The organism is Pseudomonas caricapapayae, from assembly GCF_001400735.1.
Classification (GTDB): Bacteria; Pseudomonadota; Gammaproteobacteria; order Pseudomonadales; family Pseudomonadaceae; genus Aquipseudomonas; species Aquipseudomonas caricapapayae.
The window spans coordinates 60,628-80,665 of sequence record NZ_LJPW01000173.1; the positions used below are offsets into that span (position 1 = coordinate 60,628).

Consider the following 20,038-nt stretch of genomic DNA (forward strand, 5'->3'; position numbering starts at 1 on the left):
CGATGACTGTTTACGCGATTATTGGCGGTACCGGCCTGACTCAACTGGAAGGCCTGAACATTCGGCAATCCTTGCCGATGAACACGCCTTACGGCGTACCTTCCGGCGAAATACAGATCGGCGATTATGCCGGTCGCGAAGTGATGTTTCTGGCGCGCCACGGTCACCCGCACCGATTGCCGCCACACCAGGTCAACTACCGGGCCAACATCTGGGCCTTGAAACAGGCTGGTGCGCAAGCGATTCTGGCGGTCAATGCAGTGGGTGGTATCCACCCGGCAATGGGTACCGGGCATTTTTGCGTGCCGCATGATCTGGTCGACTACACCAGCGGTCGCCAGCACACCTTCTTCGCCGATGACCTGGAGGAAGTCACGCATATCGACTTCAGCTACCCCTACAGCGAAGCGCTGCGGGCGCGGCTGATTGCGGCGCTGGCCGCTGAAGGGTGCGCGTTTTCCGATCGTGGCGTCTATGCCTGTACTCAGGGGCCGCGCCTGGAGACGGTGGCCGAAATCGTCCGCCTTGAGCGCGACGGTTGCGACATCGTCGGCATGACCGGTATGCCCGAAGCCGCTCTGGCTCGTGAGCTGGAGCTTGAATATGCCTGTCTGGCGCTGGTCGTGAACCCGGCGGCCGGCAAATCGACCACCGTCATCACCATGGCGGAAATCGAACAGGCCCTGCGCGACGGAATGGGCAAGGTCAAGGCCACCCTTGCCCGGGTTCTGTCAGCCTCCTGACTTACAGCATGCGCTTCAGGGTATTGTCCTTGCGCACAAGGTGATGCCAGAGCGCTGCGACTATATGCAGGCCGATGACGTAGTAAAAGATGGAGCCCAGCAGCTTGTGCACATCCTCGAACGTCTCGGCCGTGCGGTCGGAGGTAGGCAGTGGCCAAGGTATCTGCAGGTCGGTGAGGGGAACAGGTAACGCGCCTTTTTCAATCATTACCGTCAGCAGGCCCAGTAAAGGCTGGGCAAACAGAAACGCATACAGCGCGTAATGGGTCAGCGTTGCAGCCAGCCGCAACGCGCCTTCAAGCGGCGGCGTGATGCCGGGCGGATGATGTCTTCTACGCTCGGCGACGCGAAAAAACGCCATTACCAGAATCACGATCCCGACCCAGAAATGGCTCTGCACTACCAGCGTGCGGTATTCCGAACCCTTGCCAAACTGGGTACGGCTCAGAATCAGGGCATAGGCCAGCACAATCATGATGGCCATGATCCAGTGCAGCCATCTGGCTCTTGCGGTGTAGCGTTGAGAAGTCAGTGCATCCACGTTTGGATTCCTTGTCGCTTTTTTTCAGGCCTGGTAAGCAGTTTAGGCCGTTGACCGGAGCCCTGCGTTTCATTCGCCCCTGATTTTTTTTAACGGTAGGGCGGTGCCAGTAGAGGCATGCCATTGAGTATGGCAAATACGCAGCAAGGGCGACACGCGACGGAACCTGTGCGCATGGGTGGCTTCATATGACGTGAATATTCACCCGGGAGCAAGTCTTGACCAGTGCCAATCCGCCTGTCGGCCCGACAACGCCAGTGTCCGCCAGTGTTTCATTGAATGTACTGACCATGAACATGCACATGGGCTTTGGCATTTTCAATCGCCGCTTCATTCTGCCGGAGTTGCGTGAGGCCGTGCGTACTGTATCGGCCGATATCGTGTTTCTTCAGGAAGTGCATGGCGAACACCAGAGTCATGCGCGCAGCGTCAAGGACTGGCCAACGATTTCCCAGTACGAATTTCTTGCCGACAGCATGTGGAGCGACTTTGCCTATGGTCGCAACGCGGTGTATCCGGATGGCGATCACGGTAACGCGCTGCTGTCCAAATACCCCATCACCCGGCACGAAAATCTCGACATTTCCATTCATGGCACCGAGCAGCGAGGTTTGTTGCACTGCATTCTGGAGGTGCCGCACGCTGGCCCGGTGCATGCCGTGTGTGTGCACCTGGGACTACGTGAAAGCCACCGGAGTCAGCAGCTCAAATTGCTTACTGAACTAATGGCGCGTCTTCCCGAAGGCGAACCGGTGATCGTGGCCGGGGATTTCAACGATTGGCGCCAGCGCGCCGATGCGTTGTTAAAGGACACCGGGTTGCACGAGGTGTTTGTCGAGCGATTTGGCGCACCCGCCAAGAGCTTTCCGGCCCGTTGGCCTTTGCTCAGGCTGGACCGGATCTATGTCCGCAATGCGACTTCCCATCGGCCGAAGGTGTTGTCCAGCCGACCGTGGTCTCACCTTTCCGATCATGCACCGCTTGCGGTGGAGTTGACCTTATGAGCAATACGGCAGGGCAGTGGTGCGATGGCAACTCGGTGGAGTTGCTGATCAATGGCGAAGACTTCTATGCACGAGTATTCGAGTGCATACGTGCTGCGCGTAAAGAGGTGCTGATCGAGACCTTCATCATCTTTGAAGACCGCATCGGCGAGGGTTTGCAGCAGGCATTGCTCGAAGCGGCAGCCAATGGTGCAAACGTCGTGGTCACGGTGGATGATTACGGGACTTCGGACCTGAGTTCGACATTCGTCAAAACCATGATCGATGCCGGTATCCAGATTCAATTGTTCGATCCGCGCCCGCGGTTCATGGGCATGCGCACCAACCTGTTCCGCCGTCTGCATCGCAAGGTGGTGGTGATTGACGGCGAGCTGGGCTTTATCGGCGGCATCAACTACAGCGTCGATCATATGACCGACACCGGTCTCACTGCCAAACAGGACTACGCCGTTCTGGTACGCGGCCCGATTGTGGGCGATATCCATCAGAGCGCGCTGAATATGCTCAGCACGGCAGTTCGGGCGAAGTTGCCACCGGTACCGCTCAAGCTGGACCGTGCCGGTGACGCCCGCATGTTGCTTGCCGAGCGAGACAACGGCGAACACAGCACCGATATCGAAGAGCAGTATCTCAAGGCTATTCGCGCTGCGACTCAACGCATCACGCTGGCCAATGCGTATTTCTTCCCCAGCTATCGCTTTCTGCGTGAGCTGCGCAATGCATCACGACGGGGCGTCAAGGTCACGCTGATTCTGCAAGGCCAGCCAGATATGCCGTTTGTACGGGTCTGCTCACGGTTGACCTATACCTACCTGCTGCGCGACGGCGTCGTCATTCACGAGTACAAACAACGCGCGTTGCACGGCAAGGTTGCATTGATCGATCAGGAATGGTCCACGGTGGGCTCCAGTAACCTTGACCCGCTGAGCCTGGCGCTGAATCTGGAAGCCAACCTGTTCATTCGCGACCGGGCACTCAACGATCATTTGCAGAGCCACCTGATGGAGCTTGCTGCTGCGCACAGCACTCAGATGAGCCTTAAAGGCGCGGCGCGCGGCCAGTGGTGGCGTGCGCCGATGATCGTGTTGAGCTTCTTTTTCCTGCGGCGTTTTCCGGCGATTGCCGGTTTGTTCCCGGTTCACGGCGTACGCCTCAAGCCCATACGCGCCGGTGACGTGGTGCCAGAAGCGAAAGTGATCGAGCAGCAGCAGAATAACCACGAGATGGACCAGGAGAAAACCTCATGACCCAGGCCGCAAGTGCAGCGCCGCAAAGTGCGCAGGGAGCCAAATGGAAATGGGCAAAGCGGGTGTTCAATCTGTTTTTCTTCATTGCCGTCCCGGTTCTGTTGTTTCTGCTGGTCAAGAACCTTGACTGGCAAGAGGTGAAGCAGGCGCTGGCGTCTTACAAGGCCAGCACGCTGGCCATCGCAGCCGTTGTGGCGTTTGCCAGTTATGCTACTTATTGCGGCTTCGATGTGCTGGCGCGCTATTACACCCGTCACAGATTGTCGATCAAACAGATCGTGCCCGTGACGTTTGTCTGCTATGCGTTCAACCTCAACCTCAGTTCATGGGTGGGCGGCATCGCCTTGCGTTATCGGCTGTATTCCCGGCTGGGACTGGATGTTTCGACCATCACCCGGATTCTCAGCCTTAGCCTTATTACCAACTGGCTGGGCTATATGTTGCTGGCCGGTTTTGTGTTTTCGATGCGTTTTCTGGAATTGCCTGAAGAATGGTCGATCGGCACCACTACCCTGCAACTGATCGGTTTCGGACTGTTGGCCGTGTGTTTTGCCTACTTGTTGGCCTGCCGGTTTTCCAAAAAACGCTCTTGGACCGTGCGTGATCAGGAATTCAATCTGCCGTCGATGAAGCAGGCCTTGATGCAGGCCAGTCTGGGTGCCCTGAACTGGTCGTTGATGGCCGCCGTGATTTACACGCTGCTGCCCGACAAGGCCTTTTATCCGGCGATTCTCGGGGTGCTGCTGATCAGCAGTATTGCGGGTGTCATCACCCATATTCCAGCGGGGCTCGGCGTGCTTGAAACAGTCTTCATTACCTTGTTGGCGCACCAGTTCTCCAAGGGCAGCCTGCTGGCCGCTCTGATCGGTTACCGCGCTATCTATTTTCTGCTGCCGCTGCTCATTGCATTGGTGGTGTACCTGGTGCTGGAGAAGCGCGCGAAGAAAATGGGCGAGAAGAACCAGCAGCGAATGGGTGAGCAGGCGAAGTCCTGAGCGACGTGAATCAACGCTTTGTCTGCTCGTGCAGAGCGGTGTATCGAGTCTGGCACCCGCTCTCAATCATCGAACCCGACCTGTTCATGTATCTCGTCGACTTTCAGCTCCAGTCGGTACGCCACTGCGATAAACAGTGCCTGGCACAGGCACAGGGTGGCGCTCAGCGAGCGGAAGGCGAATGAACTGCCTTCATTGACCAGCAATACCGAATTGGCGCGCTTGGCCAGGGGCGACAGGTTGCTGTCGGTGATGATCAGCGTCTTGGCCTGATGATGCTGGGCGATGCGCAGGCAGTGCTGGGTTTCCTTGCCGTAAGGCGTGAAGCTGATCGCAATCACCAGATCATTGGCGCGCACGCTGCGCATCTGCTCGCGATAGCTGCCCCCCAGGCCGGAAATCAAATGAATACGCTTGTTGGTGTGTTGCAGGTTGTAAACCAGATAATCCGCCACCGCGAATGAGCGGCGCACGCCCACGACATAGATGTTGTCGGCGTTGACCACCAGGTCCACGGCCTTTTCGAATTCATCATCGTCCAGTTCTGCACTCAGACGTTCCAGCCCGGAGAGCGTAGCGCTCACGCATTCGCGTGCCAGATCGCCGGCGTTGGCCTTCTGCGATTTGTTGGCAATCATGCTGCGGATACGCTGCTGGTAATTCTGTACCGGCGTGGTCTTGTGCGTGTACGCCTCGCGAAACAGCGCCTGCATTTCGCTGAAGCCGCTGAACCCGAAGCGCTGGGAGAACCGCACAATCGCCGAGGGGTGAACTTCGCACTCGCGGGCGATATCACTGATCCGGTCAACCATGATCCGGTCGCTCTGCTGGCTCATATAACTGGCGATCCGCTTGAGCTGACGCGGCAACCCGTCGTACTCGTCAGTGATCAGCCGCAGCAAGCCTTCGGCACTGTTCGGCGGCATGTCGAGGCTCGTCTCGGGCAGTGTGGGCTGATCGGCGCTGGTCATATTCAAATCCTTTCTGCTTGTCAGGGCGATTTTTCGGGTGACGCCTTTATGAGCCTGACGGTGAAGGCTGCCTGTGGCAGGGGCGATGACTATATCTTACCCGTCTACGCATTGTGCCAGCACTTGAATAGCGGTATGGAAAAAATATTCCACTGAAAATAATTATAGAATAAATATTGATTGATCAGGCTCGACGTTTTACGCTGCATTCACAAAGCAGCGCGTACACAGGTTGCAAGCGCTGCAGGCTGATAAAAATAACAGGAGCCACCATGGGCCAGACACGCTTTGCCACTGGGCGTCAGTTGGATCTGATCTGCCTTGGACGCCTGGGCGTCGATCTTTATGCGCAACAAGTAGGCGCACGCCTGGAAGACGTTTCCAGCTTCGCCAAGTACCTGGGCGGCTCATCGGCCAATATTGCCTTTGGCACTGCCAGGCTGGGGCTCAGGTCGGCCATGCTGAGCAGGGTCGGTGACGACCATATGGGCCGCTTTCTGGTCGAATCGCTGGCGCGTGAAGGCTGTGATGTCAGCGCCATCAAGCGCGATCCCGAACGTTTGACTGCCATGGTGCTGCTGGGCCTGAAGGACCGTGAAACGTTTCCCCTCGTGTTCTACCGCGAAAACTGCGCTGACATGGCCTTGCGCGCCGAGGATATCGACGAGCAGCAGATCGCGTCGAGCAAGGCCCTGCTGATCACAGGCACGCATTTTTCCACTGAGCAGGTATTCAAGGCCAGCAGTCAGGCGCTCGACTATGCCGAGAAGCACGGCGTCAAACGTGTGCTGGATATCGATTACCGCCCGGTCCTCTGGGGGCTGGCGGGCAAGGCAGATGGCGAAACGCGGTTTGTCGCCGATCAGAAGGTCAGCCAGCATGTGCAGCGCATCCTGCCGCGTTTCGACCTGATCGTCGGCACTGAAGAAGAATTCCAGATTGCCGGTGGCTCCACCGATTTGCTCACCGCCCTGCGTACGGTGCGTGAACTGAGCGCCGCGACGCTGGTCGTCAAGCTTGGTCCGCAAGGTTGCACGGTGATTCACGGTGCCATTCCTGCGCGCCTTGAAGATGGCGCAATCTACCCAGGTGTGCGCGTTGAAGTGCTCAACGTTCTGGGTGCAGGTGATGCATTCATGTCCGGGTTCCTCAGCGGCTGGCTCAAGGATGCCAGCGACGAGCGTTGCTGCCAGCTGGCCAATGCCTGTGGCGGGCTGGTGGTCTCGCGCCACGCCTGTGCACCCGCGATGCCCACCCCGGCAGAACTCGATTATCTGTTCAACAGCCCGGAACCCATTACCCGCCCGGATCAGGATGTCGTTTTGCAACGACTGCATCAGGTCAGCGTGCCGCGCAAGCAATGGCGGCAGTTGTTCATCTTCGCCTTCGATCATCGCGGCCAGCTGGTCGAACTGGCTCAACAGGCCGGACGCGACACGGGCAGTATCAGCCATCTCAAACAACTGTTCGTGCAAGCGGTCGAGCGTGTCGAGGCCGGCCTGCGCCAACGCGGTATCGAAGCCGATGTCGGGCTGCTTGCCGATCAACGCTTCGGACAGGATTCACTCAATGCGGCGACCGGCCGTGGCTGGTGGGTTGCGCGTCCGGTAGAAGTGCAGGGTTCCAGGCCCCTGGCGTTCGAACATGGTCGCTCCATTGGCAGCAATCTGCTCGCCTGGCCGCAGGAGCAGATCATCAAGTGCCTGGTGCAATATCACCCCGATGACGAGCCAATGCTGCGCCTGGAACAGGAGGCGCAGATCAAGGCGCTCTATGACGCGTCGAAAGTCAGCGGTCACGAACTGTTGCTGGAAATCATTCCGCCCAAGGATCACCCGTCGCCCCATCCAGATGTGATGGTCCGGTCGCTGAAGCGTTTGTACAACCTGGGCATCTACCCCGCCTGGTGGAAGATCGAAGCGCAGAGCGCGCAGGTCTGGCAGCAGTTGGACGAGTTGATCCAGCAGCGTGATCCCTACTGCCGCGGCGTGGTACTGCTTGGGCTCAACGCACCGGTCGAAGACCTTGCCGCCGGTTTTGCCGAAGCCCGACATAGCCGCGTCTGCCAGGGGTTTGCGGTCGGCCGGACAATATTTCGCGAGCCAAGCCGGGCCTGGATGGGCGGAGAAATAGACGATGCAGCGTTGGTCAGTCGGGTGCAGAGCACCTTTAACTGGTTGATCGAGTCCTGGCGCGAAAGCCGCGCCTGATTCTTTCTTGATCTGACGTCGCGATAACAACAAAAAAGGTGCAGCCATGCCCGTTTCCACTTCAACACCCAGGATCCGCATCGGCATCAATCCGATCTCCTGGAGCAACGATGATCTGCCCGCTCTCGGTGGAGAAACGCCGTTGAGCACTGCCTTGAGCGAAGGCAAAGCCATCGGTTACGAGGGGTTTGAACTCAACGGCAAGTTTCCGAAAGATGCCAAAGGGGTCGGCGATGCGTTGCGGCCCCATGATCTGGCGCTGGTTTCCGGCTGGTATTCGAGCCGTCTGGCGCGACGCTCGGCGGCCGAAGAAATTGCAGCCATTACCCCGCACGTTCAGTTGCTCGCCGAGAACGGCGCTTCGGTATTGGTGTATGGCGAAGTAGCCGACTCGATTCAGGGGCAACGCATCCCGCTGGTCGAACGACCGCGCTTTCATACCGATGCGGCCTGGCGCGAATACGCCGAAAAGCTCACCGAACTGGCGCGTTCCACGTTATCCAGGGGCGTGCGCCTGGCGTATCACCATCACATGGGCGCTTACGTCGAGTCGCCACAGGATATCGACCGGCTGATGGCGCTGACCGGCGAGGAAGTCGGGCTGCTGTTCGATTCCGGGCATTGCTACATGGGCGGAGGCGAACCTCTGCAGGTCTTGAGCAAACACATCGGGCGTGTCTGTCATGTGCATTTCAAGGACGTACGCAAGCCCGTGGTGCAATTGGCACGCAATAATCTCTGGAGTTTTCCGGACTGCATCATCAACGGCACGTTCACCGTCCCGGGTGACGGCGATATCGATTTTTCAGCACTGCTGAAGGTGTTGCTGCAAGCCGATTACAGCGGCTGGCTGGTGGTCGAGGCTGAACAGGACCCGGCAGTAGCGCCGAGCTATGTGTACGCCAAAAAGGGTTACGACACGTTGCGCCAGCTGCTGGCCGATGCGCAATAAGGAGGACTGAACCATGAATCTGCTGACCAAGAGCAAACCCCAGGGCCGTGACATCGTGGCGCTGGCACCCGGCTCGCTCGACTATGTGAGCTTTGCCGCCTACCGTCTGGAGACCGGGGAGCGTCTGCCTCTCAGCGCAGAGCACAACGAACTGTGCGTGGTCTTGCTGGCCGGGCACGCCAGCGTGACCGGCGAAGCACCGGGGCAGGGCGCTTTCGGTTGGGACAACATCGGCGACAGGCAATCGGTGTTCGAAGAGAAATCACCGTTCGCGGTCTACCTGCCGCCCGGGAGTCAGGCCGAGTTTGTCGCGCGCGGGCCGGTGCATCTGGCCGTATGCACCGCGCCAGGCGATGCAGGCAAACACCTTCCGGCCCGGCTGATCATGCCCGGCAGCATGAAGCGCAGCGTGCGCGGCAAGGGCGCCAACACCCGCTACGTGTGCGACATCCTGCCGGACAGTGAACCGGCGCACTCCCTGCTGGTGGTCGAGGTGCGAACCCCTTCGGGGCACTCCTCCAGCTACCCGCCACACAAGCACGACCGGGACAACCTGCCCCATGAGAGCTTTCTCGAAGAAACCTACTACCACCAGGTCAACCCGCCGCAGGGTTTTGTCTTTCAGCGGGTCTATACCGACGACCGCAGCATCGATCAGGCGATGGCCGTGGAAAACAATGATCTGGTAACGGTGCCCAAAGGCTATCACCCAGTGTCCGTGCCCTACGGTTACGAATCCTATTACCTGAACGTGATGGCCGGTCCGACGCGCGCCTGGCAGTTTCACAACGATCCACAGCACAGCTGGCTGCTGGATCTCTGATTTCCCCTTTTTTTCTGGAGGCATGAGATGAACGAGTCACCGGTGATCGGTCACTACATCAACGGACAGCTTGAAGACGGTGATGGTGAGCGCTACAGCGATGTCTTCAACCCGGCCATTGGCACTGTTCAGGCGCGTGTTGCGCTGGCCAGCGCGAAGACTGTGGATGAAGCGGTCGCATCGGCCAAAGCGGCGTTTCCGGCCTGGGCCGACCAATCCTCGCTACGTCGGGCGCGAGTGATGTTCAAGTTCAAGGAGTTGCTGGACCGGCATCACGACGAGCTGGCGCAGATCATCTGCCGTGAACACGGCAAGGTGTTGTCCGATGCGCGCGGTGAGGTCGTACGCGGTATCGAGATCGTCGAATTTGCCTGCGGCGCGCCGAACCTGCTGAAAAGCGATTTCAGCGACAACATTGGCGGCGGTATCGATAACTGGAATTTGCGTCAGCCGTTGGGGGTCTGCGCCGGGGTCACGCCGTTCAACTTTCCGGTCATGGTGCCGTTGTGGATGATCCCCATGGCACTGGTGACCGGCAACTGCTTCATTCTCAAACCTTCCGAGCGCGACCCCTCGGCCAGTCTGCTGATGGCGCGCCTGCTCAAGGAGGCTGGTCTGCCCGATGGTGTATTCAACGTGGTGCAGGGCGACAAGGTGGCAGTTGATGCCCTGTTGCAGCACCCCGACATCGAGGCCATTTCCTTCGTGGGTTCGACTCCGATTGCCGAGTACATCCATCAACAGGGCACTGCCCATGGCAAGCGCGTGCAGGCGCTGGGCGGGGCCAAGAATCACATGATCGTGATGCCTGATGCAGACCTCGATCAGGCTGCCGACGCCCTGATCGGGGCAGCCTATGGTTCAGCGGGTGAGCGCTGCATGGCAATTTCCATTGCCGTGGTGGTGGGCGATGTCGGCCAACAGTTGATCGACAAGCTGCTGCCACGCATCGATCAGCTCAAGGTGGGCAATGGCATGCAGGCCGACTCGGACATGGGGCCGCTGGTCACCGCAGTGCACAAGGCCAAGGTCGAGGGCTTTATTGAGCAGGGCGTAAAAGAGGGCGCGAAGCTGATCGTCGACGGCCGCGGCTTCAAGGTTCCGGGGGCCGAGCAGGGCTTTTTCGTCGGGGCAACGCTGTTCGATAACGTCACGCCGCAGATGCAGATCTACAAAGAGGAAATCTTCGGTCCGGTGCTGGGCATCGTGCATGTCGCGGATTTCGCCAGCGCCGTCGAGCTGATCAACGCACACGAATTCGGTAACGGTGTGTCGTGCTTCACCAGCGATGGCGGCGTGGCCCGTGCCTTTGCTCGCAACATCAAGGTCGGCATGGTCGGTATCAACGTACCGATTCCGGTGCCCATGGCCTGGCATTCGTTCGGCGGCTGGAAACGTTCGCTGTTTGGCGATCACCATGCTTATGGCGAAGAGGGCCTGCGTTTTTACAGTCGCTACAAGAGCGTCATGCAGCGCTGGCCGGACAGCATCGCCAAAGGTCCCGAGTTCAGCATGCCAACTGCCAGGTAACCTTTATCAATGGAATGTTGTGGAGAACAAGAACAATGAGCCAACCCCTGCGTTTCGCACTGAATCGGATGGTCGCGCCGCGCCTGTCTCTGGAGGCTTTCGTGGATCTGGCTGTGAAGCTGGGTGCCGATGCCATCGAGATTCGCAACGACCTCAAGGGTATCGAGATCGAAAATGGCACTGCGCCTGAGGTCGTTCGTGACCTGTGTGCTGCCAAGGACATCCAGGTGCTGTCGATCAATGCGCTGTACCCGTTCGACGTCTGGAATGAAGAGCGCGCCGCCCAGGCGACGAAGCTTGCGCGGTATGCACGCGACTGTGGTGCGCGCGGTCTGGTGCTGTGCCCGCTGAATGACCGCGCCGATTCGCGTAACGGCTCGCAGCGCGCTTCGGGGTTGCGCACCGCGCTGACTGCGTTGGCACCGATTCTTCGTCAGCACGGGATCCTCGGCTTCGTCGAACCGCTCGGCTTCGAGGAATGTTCTTTGCGCCTCAAGCGTCAGGCGGTGGATGCGATCAGGGCAGTGGGCGGGCTGGATGTCTACCGGCTGGTTCATGACACCTTTCATCACCATCTGGCCGGCGAGGTCGAGCTGTTCCCGGAACTGACCGGGCTGGTACATATCTCCGGTGTCGAGGATGCGCAGGCACCGCTCAGCAGTATTCGCGATGGCCATCGCGTGCTGGTTGGCGAAGCCGACATACTGGGCAATGCATCGCAGATCGAGCGTTTGCTGGACAGTGGCTATCAGGGCCATCTGTCGTTCGAGCCATTTGCCGAAAGCGTTCATGCACTGGACGACATTCCCCTGGCAATAGCGGCCAGCATGACGCATTTGTCACGAGCCGTTTCGCAGCGTCACTGATCAGGCAGCGTCATGTGACAGCAGCGCCCTGATACGGAGTAAGGCCGTAAGGGCGAGCCACCTCAAACAAGAACAAGGTGCGAACATGAGTACAACCCGACTGACCATGGCTCAGGCTCTGGTGAAGTTCCTTGATAACCAGTACGTCGAAGTCGACGGCGTGCAGAGCAAATTCGTCGCTGGCATCTTCACCATTTTCGGCCACGGTAATGTGCTGGGGCTTGGGCAGGCCCTGGAGCAGGACTGTGGCGATCTGGTCGTTCATCAAGGCCGTAACGAGCAGGGCATGTGCCACGCCGCCATCGGTTTTGCCAAGCAGCACCAGCGTCGCAAGATTTACGCTTGCAGCTCTTCGGTGGGCCCGGGTGCGGCGAATATGATCACCGCCGCCGCAACGGCTTCGGCCAATCGCATTCCGCTGTTGCTGTTACCGGGTGACGTCTATGCCAGCCGTCAGCCCGACCCGGTGCTGCAACAGATCGAGCAGTTTCACGAGCTGAGTATCAGCACCAACGATGCGTTCAAGGCGGTGAGCAAATACTGGGACCGCATCAACCGCCCCGAGCAGTTGATGAGTGCAGCGCTCAATGCCATGCGGGTGCTGACCGATCCATCCGACACGGGCGCCGTCACGCTGGCGCTGCCTCAGGATGTGCAGGCCGAGGCCTACGATTACCCGGACAGCTTCCTGCAAAAACGCGTGCACCGTATCGACCGTCGTCCGCCGAGCAAAGCCATGCTCGACGACGCATTGAGGCTGTTCGGCAACAAGCGCAAGCCATTGCTGATCTGCGGTGGCGGTGTGCGTTATTCCGGTGCGGCAGATGCTTTGCAAGCCTTTGCCGAACGTTTCGGTATCCCGTTCGCTGAAACCCAGGCAGGCAAGAGTGCAATCGTTTCGGCGCACCCGTTGAACATGGGCGGTATTGGTGAAACGGGCACGCTGGCGGCCAATCAGCTGGCGAAAGAGGCGGACCTGATTATCGGCGTCGGCACTCGTTACAGCGATTTCACCACAGCCTCGAAATGGCTGTTCCAGAACCCGGATGTGCAGTTTCTCAATCTGAATGTCGGTGCCTTCGATGTGCAGAAACTGGACGGCGTGCAGGTGCTGGCCGATGCACAGGTGGCACTGCAGGCATTGACCGAAAGTCTGCAAGCCAGCGGCTACCGTGCTGCCTGGGGCGATGCGCCGCAGACAGCCCGTGCACAACTGGATGCCGAGGTTGATCGCTTGTATGCGGTCGAGTATCAGGGCGAGGATTTCGTCCCGGAGATCAACGATCACCTGGACCCGGCCGTGTTGCGCGAATTTATCGAATTGACCGGTTCGTGCCTGACCCAGAGCGGCGTGCTGGGCATCCTCAACCAGAGCCTGCCTGCCGACGCGGTGATCGTTGCGGCGGCAGGCAGCCTGCCCGGTGATCTTCAGCGTGCCTGGCGCAGCACCGGGGTTGACACCTATCACGTCGAATACGGTTACTCATGCATGGGCTATGAGGTCAACGCTGCACTGGGCGTGAAGCTCGCGGCACCGCACCGGGAAGTATTTGCGCTGGTCGGCGATGGCTCTTACATGATGCTCCACTCGGAGCTGGCGACCTCGATTCAGGAGCGGCGCAAGGTCAACGTGGTGTTACTGGACAACATGACCTTCGGCTGCATCAACAACCTGCAAATGGAGCATGGCATGGACAGCTTTGGCACCGAGTTCCGTTTCCGCAATCCGGAAACGGGCAAGCTCGATGGTGCTTTTGTGCCGGTGGATTTTGCCATGAGTGCTGCCGCCTATGGTTGCAAGACCTACAAGGTCAGTACCGCCGAGCAACTGCGCCAGGCGCTCGCCGATGCACAACGTCAGACGGTATCGACGCTGATCGACATCAAAGTCCTGCCCAAGACCATGATCCACAAATACCTGTCGTGGTGGCGTGTCGGGGTGGCTGAAGTGTCAACGACCGGCACCACGGCTCAGGTTTACGAAAAACTCAATCGCGAGCTGGCCAAGGCGCGTCAGTACTGATCACTTTTATCGTTCGGCACCCGTGGCCCTTTCACGGAACATCCAATAAAAAAAGGAACATGAAAATGGCATTGAAACTCGGCGTAATCGGTACAGGCGCAATCGGTCAGGATCATATCCGGCGTTGCAGTAAAACACTGGTCGGCAGCCAGGTGGTAGCCGTCACCGACATCAATCTGGAGCAGGCGGCCAGGGTGGTGCGCGAGCTGGACATCAGCGCCGAGGTGTATGCCGACGGCTACGCGCTGATTGCCGCGCCCGACGTCGAGGCGATTCTGGTCTGCTCATGGGGGCCGAGCCATGAAGCGTTTGTGCTGGCGGCCATTGCTGCAGGCAAACCGGTCTTCTGCGAAAAGCCGCTGGCGGTGACCGCCGAGGGGTGCCGACACATCGTCGAGGCCGAGATTGCCAGCGGCAGGCGCCTGGTCCAGGTCGGCTTCATGCGCCCCTATGACCAGGGTTATCGTGCCCTCAAAGCGGTTATCGACAGTGGCCGGATTGGTGAGCCGTTGATGCTGCACTGCGCACACCGCAACCCTCGGGTCGGCGAGAACTACAAGACCGACATGGCCATCACCGACACGCTGATTCATGAACTCAATGTACTGCGCTGGCTGCTCAACGATGACTACGTGTCGGTTCAGGTGGTATTCCCGCGCAAGACCAGCAAGGCCCTTGCGCACATGAAAGACCCGCAGATCGTGATGCTGGAAACGGCCAGAGGTACGCGCATCGACGTCGAGGTCTTCGTCAATTGTCAGTACGGCTACGACATTCAGTGCGAAGTGGTGGGCGAGAGCGGTATCGCCAGGCTGCCCGAACCCTCGCACGTGCAACTGCGCAGCGAAGCCAAACTGTCGACCGCGATCCTGATGGACTGGAAGGACCGTTTCATCGCCGCCTATGACGTTGAATTGCAGGACTTCATCGACGGCGTCAGCGCCGGTACCATTAACGGGCCGTCGGCCTGGGACGGCTATGCCGCAGCGGTGGCCGCCGACGCCTGCGTTCAGGCGCAGAACAGTGGAGCGGTTGTGCCGGTGACCCTGGAAATGCGTCCTGCGTTCTATGGCTGACAGAGTCTGTCGCCAGTCAGGCTATCTCTCGAACAACACTACAGGGAGGCATCATGCGTATCGCACTGGATCCTTACATGTATCGACACCTGTCGCTGGGTGCGATGGTCGATAAGGCGGCGGAACTGGGCTACGACTACATTGAACTGTCACCGCGCGAAGATTTCATGCCGTTCTACAAGTACCCGCGTGTGGATCGTGCGCGGATCAGGGAGTTTCGCAGAGCCCTGACGGACGCCGGGGTGAAACTCTCTTCGCTGCTGCCGTTGTACCACTGGGCTGCGCCGGATGAAAATCTGCGTATCGCAGCGGTGCGCAACTGGAAGCGGGCGATCCAGATCGCCGTGGAGATGGACTGCGATCTGATCAACACCGAATTCAGCGGTCAATCCGACGCTCCGCTGGTGTGTGAAAACCAGTTCATGAAGTCCATGGATGAGCTGATGCCACACTTCGAGCGAGAAGGCATCCGGCTCGATATCCAGGCGCACCCTTACGACTTCTGCGAGCGCAACAACGAGTCGGTAGACATCATTCGCGGGCTGGACCGCGACTGGATCAATTACCTGTACGCCGCGCCCCATACCTTTTTCTACGACGACGGCCTGGGAGACGTTGCGTCCATGCTTCGGTACGCGGGTGACAAGCTCACTCACCTGATCATTGCCGACACCTATAATCACCGTGCTTCGTCCAGTCTGCGCTATATCGTCAACCCGCCCGGCGTCACGGCAACGGTGCATCAGCATCTGGACATCGGGCAGGGCGAGGTGGACTGGACGGCGTTCTTTTCGACGTTGCGCGAGATCGATTTCGACGGTATCGCCACAGTGGCCGTATTTGCCTGGGAGGAGCGCGCAGATGAGTCGAGCCGATTCATGCTGGAACGGGTCAAAAGCGAGCTGCTGCGTTGATACGGCGGCATCCAATACACGACCCTTGGCTGCGGCCATGAGGTTCATGGACTACAGGAGATATCCATGCGAGCAGGGCTGGTGGGCTACGGCAAAGGCGGGCGTTACTTTCATGCAACGCTGATTTCGAGTTTGCCCGGTGCCACATTTGCAGGCGTTGTCACCCGGTCACCCGAGCGAAAACAGGAAGTGGTCAACGACCATCCCGGCGTGGCAACCTTCGACACGCTGGCCGAAATGGTCGCCGCCGGAGTTGATGTGGTGGTGATTTCGACGCCGTTGGCATCGCGCCGGGCGTTGATCCTCGAGGCGATAGAACTGGGCGTCGCGGTGGTCAGCGACAAACCCTTTGCCAGCGATGCGGCTCAGGCCCGCGAACTGGTGGACGCGGCAGAACGGCGAGGCGTACTGCTCAGCGTTTATCAGAACAGGCGCTGGGATTCCGACTTTCTCACCGTGCGCAAACTGATCGACAACAAGGCGCTGGGGGATATCAGCCGGTTCGAGTCCAGCATCGAACGCTACTCGCCGCGCTCCGTCGGCAAGGCCAGCGGAGGCGGCATGCTGCGTGACCTCGGCAGCCATCTGGTGGATCAGGCGCTGGTCTTGTTCGGGCCGGTCGAGCGGGTGTACGCAGAACTGCAGTTCGCTGCGCCCGGAGACGAACTGGACCATACATTTTTCGTGTCCTTGAGCCATGCCGGTGGCGTGACTTCGCATCTGTCCGGCAGTTGTCTGCAAAACACTGCCAAGCCCCGTTTCAGGGTCAGCGGATCAAAAGGCTGTTACAGCGTCGAGGGGCTGGATGGCCAGGAGGAGGCTGCATTTGCAGGCCTTACACCGCGGTCCGAGGGCGAGCGCTGGGGCGTCGAAGAGCATCGACGCTGGGGGTGGTTCGAGAAGGGTGAGCATCGCGAACGTGTGCCTTCGGAGCGCGGATGCTGGCTTGAATTCTATCGCCAGCTGCAGGAAGCCGTTGACCGGCAGGGCAGTAATCCGGTCAACCCTCATGATGCCATTGCCTCGGCGCAGGTTATGGATGCAGCCCGTTTGAGCGCCAGTGAAGGAAGGGTTGTGATGCTGTAATCGGCTACATTGCAACTCGCCAGCAAGAGAGCCCGACGCCTGACAAGCGTCGGGCTTTGTCGTAAAGGCATCCGAATAAAAATGAAATGGAATAAAATTCTAAAATCAGTTGAATTGGAAAATATTTTCCAATAGAGTCTTTTTCAGGTTACCGACTATCGAATCACTCGGGCTTTGAAGTTCTTCAAGGCCACGAGAAGCAAGCCAACAAAAACAAAACAAAAAATAGGTACTGTCGATGAAAACCCCTACCTCTGGCCTCACTGCCAAGCGTTCTGTCACCTCGTCATTCTGGATTCGGACCATGGAGCGATTTTTCACGATCGTTGCCCGTGGCATGTGCGTGCAGCACAAGGACGCCCGATTGTTTTGCATTCCCGGAGCGACGGGCATTCGCCTGCCTCGCTGAAAGGCCGTACCGGTTCTACGTCGTTACCAGGTCCCGACAACAACAAGAATTTGGAGACAGACCCTCATGAACACCAAGGTTCGCATTACCTCCCTGGCGGTGGCCCTGATGCTCGGCAGCAGTGCTGCACTGGCTGATATCAAGGTAGGGGTTGCCATGTCGCAGTTCGACGACACTTGGCTGACCTACCTGCGTCAGGACATGGGTGCCAAGGCCAAAGCCATGCCTGACGGTGTGGCGCTTCAATTCGTCGATGCCCGTGCAGATGTCAACAAGCAGATCGATCAGGTCAAGGAGCTCATCAACAAGAAGGTCGATGCCCTGATCGTCAACCCGGTGGACACCGCTGCGACAGCCAGTATCACCAAGGCGGCAGTCGCTGCCGGTATTCCGCTGGTCTACGTCAATCGCCGCCCGGATGATCCAAAACTGCCCGAAGGGGTTGCGACTGTCACCTCGGACGATACGGAGGCGGGCCGGCTGCAGGCGCAGTACATAGCCGACAAAATGGGCGGCAAGGGTAGCGTGATGATTTTGCTGGGTGATCTGGCCAACAACTCGACGCAGAACCGCACCAAGGGCGTCAAGGAAGTGCTGGCCAAATACCCGGGCATCAAGATAGATCAGGAGCAGACCGGCACCTGGCTGCGTCAGAAGGGCATGGACCTGACCAATGACTGGCTCACTCAGGGCCGAAAATTCAACGCAGTGATGGCCAACAACGATGAAATGGCCATTGGCGCTGCAATGGCACTGAAGCAGGCTGGCGTCGAAAACGGCACCGTGTTTGTCGCGGGTGTCGACGGTACGCCCGACGGGCTCAACGCCGTCACCAAAGGCGACCTGGCCGTCTCCGTTTTCCAGGATGCCAAAGGGCAGGCCGACGGGGCGATTGATGCCGCTGTGAAAATGGCCAAAAAGGAAAAGGTCGAGCCTCAGGCGATCATCATTCCTTATCGTCTGATCACGCCTGAAAACGTCGCTACCTTCAAATAACAGCAATCGACACGCCGGGGAGGAGCCTGAAATGTCCTCCCGCAGCCTGCCGCTTGAGGAGTCATGATCATGTTCGGTTCCGCTACTGCCAATCCGCCCGCGCAACGCGATCTGCCATCCAGTGATGTCGATGGTCTCACACCGGGTGCCGAGCCCCCTTACCTGCTGGAAATCAGCCACATCAGCAAGGGCTTCCCCGGTGTCATCGCACTCAACGATGTACAACTGCGTGTGCGCCCTGGCAGCGTGCTGGCGCTGATGGGCGAGAACGGAGCAGGGAAGTCGACGCTGATGAAAATCATCGCGGGCATCTACCAGCCGGACTCGGGCGAAATCCGCCTGCGTGGCAAGCCGGTTCGCTTCGAGACACCGCTTTCAGCCTTGCAGGCGGGCATCGCCATGATCCATCAGGAACTGAACCTGATGCCGTTCATGAGCATCGCCGAGAACATCTGGATCGGTCGCGAGCAGCTCAACGGCCTGCACATGGTCGATCACCGGGAGATGCACCGCTGCACGGCCGAATTGCTGGAGCGCCTGCGTATCAGGCTCGACCCGGAGGAACTGGTCGGCACGTTGAGTATTGCCGAGCGGCAGATGGTGGAGATCGCCAAGGCCGTGTCCTACGACTCGGATGTGCTGATCATGGACGAGCCGACCTCGGCCATTACGGAAACCGAAGTCGCTCACCTGTTTTCGATCATCAGCGACCTGCGCGCCCAGGGCAAGGGCATCATCTATATCACCCACAAGATGAACGAAGTTTTCGAAATCGCCGACGAAGTGGCAGTGTTCCGCGACGGCGCTTATATCGGTCTGCAACGCGCCGAAAGCATGGATGGCGACAGCCTGATCACCATGATGGTTGGCCGTGAGCTGACTCAGCTGTTTCCCGAGCGGGAAAAACCGGCAGGCGAGGTGCTGCTGTCAGTCAGCAATCTTTGCCTGAACGGCATTTTCAAGGGCGTGAGTTTTGACCTGCGTGCCGGCGAGGTTCTCGGTATTGCCGGGCTGATGGGATCGGGCCGGACCAATGTGGCCGAAACCCTGTTCGGCATAACCCCCAGCGACAGCGGCGAGGTCCGTTTTGATGGCAACGCGGTGCATATTGGCGATCCGCATCAGGCTATCGAACTGGGCTTTGCGCTGTTGACGGAGGACCGTAAATTGACGGGGCTGTTTCCATGCCTGTCGGTGATGGAAAACATGGAGATGGCCGTGCTGGCCAACTATGCCGGCAACGGTTTCGTGCAACAGAAGGCTCTGCGCGCACTGTGCGAAGACATGTGCAAGAAGCTTCGGGTCAAGACCCCGTCGCTGGAGCAGTGCATCGACACATTGTCGGGCGGCAATCAGCAGAAGGCGCTGCTGGCGCGCTGGCTGATGACCAATCCCAAGGTACTGATTCTGGACGAGCCCACCCGCGGTATCGATGTGGGTGCCAAGGCGGAAATCTATCGCCTGATCTCCTTGCTGGCCAGTGAGGGTATGGCCGTCATCATGATTTCTTCGGAGCTGCCGGAGGTTCTCGGCATGAGTGACCGGGTGATGGTCATGCACGAAGGCGAAATGATGGGCATCCTCGATCGGGGCGAAGCAACCCAGGAAAAAGTCATGCATCTGGCTTCCGGCCACAAGGTTCATTGAGTTCG

The 20,038-nt window shown here is 58.9% G+C and carries 17 protein-coding genes; 15 read left to right on the forward strand and 2 right to left on the reverse strand.

From position 1 onward, the window contains the following. Positions 1-2 precede the first annotated feature (2 nt). On the forward strand, positions 3-743 hold the full coding sequence (locus ALO80_RS26415; RefSeq protein WP_054985254.1) for an S-methyl-5'-thioinosine phosphorylase: 741 nt from the start codon (positions 3-5) through the stop codon (positions 741-743). Position 744: 1 nt separating this feature from the next. Here the strand turns inward: ALO80_RS26415 and ALO80_RS26420 are convergent, their stop codons facing one another. Then, the gene (locus tag ALO80_RS26420; RefSeq protein WP_055005375.1) at positions 745-1,284 is read right to left on the reverse strand and encodes a cytochrome b; all 540 of its coding nucleotides are present in this window, start codon (positions 1,282-1,284) and stop codon (positions 745-747) included. A 218-nt stretch (positions 1,285-1,502) separates the two neighbouring features. Here ALO80_RS26420 and ALO80_RS26425 point away from each other — a divergent pair, with 218 nt between their 5' ends. From ALO80_RS26425 to ALO80_RS26435, 3 genes are read left to right on the forward strand one after another with little or no spacing between them, the layout of a single operon-like run. Continuing rightward, positions 1,503-2,288, forward strand: coding sequence for an endonuclease/exonuclease/phosphatase family protein (locus ALO80_RS26425; RefSeq protein WP_055011110.1), 786 nt, complete (start codon positions 1,503-1,505; stop codon positions 2,286-2,288). Continuing rightward, entirely contained in the window at positions 2,285-3,535 is a 1,251-nt protein-coding gene (clsB, locus tag ALO80_RS26430) for a cardiolipin synthase ClsB (protein ID WP_055011111.1), read from the forward strand. Before ALO80_RS26425 ends, clsB begins: the two co-directional genes overlap by 4 nt. Then, complete coding sequence (locus tag ALO80_RS26435) at positions 3,532-4,530, forward strand: lysylphosphatidylglycerol synthase domain-containing protein (protein ID WP_055005372.1); 999 nt, start codon at positions 3,532-3,534, stop codon at positions 4,528-4,530. The genes clsB and ALO80_RS26435 overlap by 4 nt, the downstream gene beginning before the upstream one ends. Positions 4,531-4,592: 62 nt before the next feature. Here ALO80_RS26435 and ALO80_RS26440 read toward each other — a convergent pair whose 3' ends face one another. Continuing rightward, a complete protein-coding gene (locus ALO80_RS26440; protein ID WP_054985249.1) occupies positions 4,593-5,501 on the reverse strand; it encodes a MurR/RpiR family transcriptional regulator in 909 nt (302 codons plus the stop codon). Positions 5,502-5,773: 272 nt separating this feature from the next. On the opposite strand from ALO80_RS26440, the gene ALO80_RS26445 reads away from it, so the two are divergent. The 11 genes from ALO80_RS26445 (at position 5,774) to ALO80_RS26495 (ending at position 20,033) form a co-directional block, all read left to right on the forward strand. Next, positions 5,774-7,711, forward strand: a complete 1,938-nt coding sequence (locus tag ALO80_RS26445) for a bifunctional 5-dehydro-2-deoxygluconokinase/5-dehydro-2-deoxyphosphogluconate aldolase (protein ID WP_055011112.1) — start codon at positions 5,774-5,776, stop codon at positions 7,709-7,711. 46 nt (positions 7,712-7,757) lie between these two features. Next, the gene (gene iolE / locus ALO80_RS26450; RefSeq protein ID WP_055011113.1) at positions 7,758-8,663 is read left to right on the forward strand and encodes a myo-inosose-2 dehydratase; all 906 of its coding nucleotides are present in this window, start codon (positions 7,758-7,760) and stop codon (positions 8,661-8,663) included. 13 nt (positions 8,664-8,676) lie between these two features. Continuing rightward, on the forward strand, positions 8,677-9,486 hold the full coding sequence (iolB, locus tag ALO80_RS26455; protein ID WP_055011114.1) for a 5-deoxy-glucuronate isomerase: 810 nt from the start codon (positions 8,677-8,679) through the stop codon (positions 9,484-9,486). Positions 9,487-9,513: 27 nt separating this feature from the next. After that, positions 9,514-11,016, forward strand: coding sequence for a CoA-acylating methylmalonate-semialdehyde dehydrogenase (locus ALO80_RS26460; RefSeq protein ID WP_055011115.1), 1,503 nt, complete (start codon positions 9,514-9,516; stop codon positions 11,014-11,016). Between the two features lie 35 nt (positions 11,017-11,051). Further along, entirely contained in the window at positions 11,052-11,882 is an 831-nt protein-coding gene (locus ALO80_RS26465; protein ID WP_055011116.1) for a TIM barrel protein, read from the forward strand. Between the two features lie 85 nt (positions 11,883-11,967). Next, entirely contained in the window at positions 11,968-13,905 is a 1,938-nt protein-coding gene (gene iolD / locus ALO80_RS26470; protein ID WP_055011117.1) for a 3D-(3,5/4)-trihydroxycyclohexane-1,2-dione acylhydrolase (decyclizing), read from the forward strand. 65 nt (positions 13,906-13,970) lie between these two features. Then, positions 13,971-14,981: a Gfo/Idh/MocA family oxidoreductase gene (locus ALO80_RS26475; protein WP_055005368.1), complete on the forward strand. Its 1,011-nt coding sequence runs from the start codon at positions 13,971-13,973 to the stop codon at positions 14,979-14,981. A gap of 53 nt (positions 14,982-15,034) precedes the next feature. Beyond that, the gene (locus ALO80_RS26480; protein WP_054986462.1) at positions 15,035-15,895 is read left to right on the forward strand and encodes a sugar phosphate isomerase/epimerase family protein; all 861 of its coding nucleotides are present in this window, start codon (positions 15,035-15,037) and stop codon (positions 15,893-15,895) included. Between the two features lie 66 nt (positions 15,896-15,961). Next, a complete protein-coding gene (locus ALO80_RS26485) occupies positions 15,962-16,981 on the forward strand; it encodes a Gfo/Idh/MocA family protein (protein WP_055011118.1) in 1,020 nt (339 codons plus the stop codon). A 475-nt stretch (positions 16,982-17,456) separates the two neighbouring features. Then, the gene (locus ALO80_RS26490) at positions 17,457-18,386 is read left to right on the forward strand and encodes a sugar ABC transporter substrate-binding protein (RefSeq protein WP_055011119.1); all 930 of its coding nucleotides are present in this window, start codon (positions 17,457-17,459) and stop codon (positions 18,384-18,386) included. Between the two features lie 69 nt (positions 18,387-18,455). Then, positions 18,456-20,033: a sugar ABC transporter ATP-binding protein gene (locus ALO80_RS26495; protein WP_055011149.1), complete on the forward strand. Its 1,578-nt coding sequence runs from the start codon at positions 18,456-18,458 to the stop codon at positions 20,031-20,033. Positions 20,034-20,038: the final 5 nt, after the last annotated feature.

Coding starts and splice junctions, on each gene's coding strand:
- ALO80_RS26415 (WP_054985254.1), top strand. CDS start 3: ATGACTGTTTACGCGATTATTGGCGGTACCGGCCTGACTCAACTGGAA.
- clsB (WP_055011111.1), top strand. CDS start 2,285: ATGAGCAATACGGCAGGGCAGTGGTGCGATGGCAACTCGGTGGAGTTG.
- ALO80_RS26435 (WP_055005372.1), top strand. CDS start 3,532: ATGACCCAGGCCGCAAGTGCAGCGCCGCAAAGTGCGCAGGGAGCCAAA.
- ALO80_RS26440 (WP_054985249.1), bottom strand. CDS start 5,501: ATGACCAGCGCCGATCAGCCCACACTGCCCGAGACGAGCCTCGACATG.
- ALO80_RS26445 (WP_055011112.1), top strand. CDS start 5,774: ATGGGCCAGACACGCTTTGCCACTGGGCGTCAGTTGGATCTGATCTGC.
- iolE (WP_055011113.1), top strand. CDS start 7,758: ATGCCCGTTTCCACTTCAACACCCAGGATCCGCATCGGCATCAATCCG.
- iolB (WP_055011114.1), top strand. CDS start 8,677: ATGAATCTGCTGACCAAGAGCAAACCCCAGGGCCGTGACATCGTGGCG.
- ALO80_RS26460 (WP_055011115.1), top strand. CDS start 9,514: ATGAACGAGTCACCGGTGATCGGTCACTACATCAACGGACAGCTTGAA.
- ALO80_RS26465 (WP_055011116.1), top strand. CDS start 11,052: ATGAGCCAACCCCTGCGTTTCGCACTGAATCGGATGGTCGCGCCGCGC.
- iolD (WP_055011117.1), top strand. CDS start 11,968: ATGAGTACAACCCGACTGACCATGGCTCAGGCTCTGGTGAAGTTCCTT.
- ALO80_RS26475 (WP_055005368.1), top strand. CDS start 13,971: ATGGCATTGAAACTCGGCGTAATCGGTACAGGCGCAATCGGTCAGGAT.
- ALO80_RS26480 (WP_054986462.1), top strand. CDS start 15,035: ATGCGTATCGCACTGGATCCTTACATGTATCGACACCTGTCGCTGGGT.
- ALO80_RS26485 (WP_055011118.1), top strand. CDS start 15,962: ATGCGAGCAGGGCTGGTGGGCTACGGCAAAGGCGGGCGTTACTTTCAT.
- ALO80_RS26490 (WP_055011119.1), top strand. CDS start 17,457: ATGAACACCAAGGTTCGCATTACCTCCCTGGCGGTGGCCCTGATGCTC.
- ALO80_RS26495 (WP_055011149.1), top strand. CDS start 18,456: ATGTTCGGTTCCGCTACTGCCAATCCGCCCGCGCAACGCGATCTGCCA.